This window comes from Oceanicella sp. SM1341 (genome assembly GCF_003448965.1).
In the GTDB taxonomy this organism is placed as follows: Bacteria; Pseudomonadota; Alphaproteobacteria; order Rhodobacterales; family Rhodobacteraceae; genus Paroceanicella.
Genome location: NZ_QRGC01000078.1, coordinates 1 through 1578 on the forward strand (window position 1 = coordinate 1; position 1578 = coordinate 1578).

Genomic DNA, 1578 nt, shown 5'->3' on the forward strand with positions numbered 1-1578 from the left:
CCCCCACCCCATCGTCATGCCATCCTTGAAGCTCTCTTGCGGGTCACATGCCGGAAACGACAGCGACGGCAACGACGCATCGGTCAGCGTGCCGACGCTCCCATCACTGCCCACCTGGTACCGCCGCAGCACCCACCCGCCCGTCGTCTTGACGAACTCAGACAGATAGGTGACTGCCCCAGGTGTCTGCGACGGAGCGACGGCGCTGTAGTAGGCGTCCGTGGCCATGCCCACATCGGCAAAGCACCGTGCGCCCACCAACGCGCCGTCAGCAGCCATCACACGCTCCGACGCATGTACTTGAACGTCGCAATGCCGATCACGATGATCAGCGCCAGGCCCGCCAGCGTGGCGGTGTCCGCCTTCGAATCGGACATGGCGGTAGCAACGTCGGTCGGCACCGCAGCCATCGCCGAACCGGCCAGTGCGACGGTACCCGCGGCAACAGCAGCCGCCTTGCTCTTGATGCTCTTGAACATGGTTTTCTCCTTGAGATGGAGGTTGAGAAAAGCTCCGGGCCGTTCAACTCCCAGAGCCAGGGAACGCATCACGCCTTCTTGGGCTCGGCCTCGGCACGCTGCAGCGGCTTGATGCTCGTGACGACCTTCTGACCGCCCTTATCCTTGCCGTTGCTCGTCTCGACCATCGAGACTTCCGCGATGAACGGGAACGGGTTGTGGATGATCGCCTTCACAACCGCAGAGCTCTCGCACTTCAGCTCCTGCGTGCAGGTGCCCTTCGAGTCTTCGCCACGCAGCTCCACATCCGTGTAGATCTTCCCGGTGTCCAGCTGCTTGCCATCCATGTTGCCAACCCACGTCTTGGCGCCCCGGATGGTCACGCGTGCAATCATTTCCATGGTTTCACTCCTCAGGTTTCGGCACTGGATCGTGCGTGCCGTACACGTGCCTCGCCAGGGCGGATTTATGCAGCTGAGCCGGTACGCCCTGACGGCGTATCGCGACAACCAGCGCGGCGATGTCTTCCTCTGTGCAGCGCAGCTCGTAATCGACCGTGGGGCCGAACTGCGTCTGGATGTGCTTGAGCTTGCGTTCGCGGATGGTCTCGTCCTGAAGCTCCAAGGCCTTGACCTGGTCAGTAGGAACGCGCTGCGGATCCGCAGCCATGAAGGCCTCCAGGGCCTTGTACGCACCAGCGAAGTACTGGTCGCGCTTGATGAGAATCTCGTGCGGGATCACGCGATCCTTGGCTCCAAACTCGATCTCCAGACGCACCCACTCGCTATCCTGATTGCCGAGCTGGCGGCCCTTCTCGTAAGCCCGCAACATCTTGCCGTTCGCCCGACGGCCAATCTCGAACGTCGTACCGCGACAGCCCTTGCTGCCCGCTACGCCGCTCTCGATCTTGCGATACGTCGGAATACGCCCGCCCGCGTTGAAGTCGCCGGCGTAGTACAGCTCTTCCATCTGCGCGATGCTCACCTCGCCCTGGCAGAAGTCCATCGCAAGGTCGCAACGCGTGATCCGCGCGTCGAGGTCCTGCACCATCGCGTAGACGGCTTGCCAGTCGCCAATCGCGGTGCAGCCCTGCCCCGGCCAGTCCACCAGGATCGTGCCG

General features: G+C 62.9%; 4 protein-coding genes. All 4 read right to left on the reverse strand.

Annotation, left to right across the window (positions count from 1 at the left end):
- On the reverse strand, positions 1–279 hold a 279-nt coding region (locus D3P35_RS25735; RefSeq protein ID WP_118138778.1), incomplete at its 3' end, for a hypothetical protein.
- Positions 279–479 (reverse strand): major capsid protein, encoded by a 201-nt coding sequence (locus tag D3P35_RS25740; protein WP_063612215.1) that lies wholly within the window; start codon positions 477–479, stop codon positions 279–281. The genes D3P35_RS25740 and D3P35_RS25735, both read right to left, overlap by 1 nt.
- A gap of 68 nt (positions 480–547) precedes the next feature.
- Positions 548–859 (reverse strand): hypothetical protein, encoded by a 312-nt coding sequence (locus D3P35_RS25745; RefSeq protein ID WP_010889944.1) that lies wholly within the window; start codon positions 857–859, stop codon positions 548–550.
- Between the two features lie 4 nt (positions 860–863).
- Positions 864–1578: replication initiation factor domain-containing protein (locus D3P35_RS25750; RefSeq protein WP_198670809.1), on the reverse strand; the 715-nt coding region annotated here is incomplete at its 5' end.

Coding starts and splice junctions, on each gene's coding strand:
- D3P35_RS25745 (WP_010889944.1), bottom strand. CDS start 859: ATGGAAATGATTGCACGCGTGACCATCCGGGGCGCCAAGACGTGGGTT.
- D3P35_RS25740 (WP_063612215.1), bottom strand. CDS start 479: ATGTTCAAGAGCATCAAGAGCAAGGCGGCTGCTGTTGCCGCGGGTACC.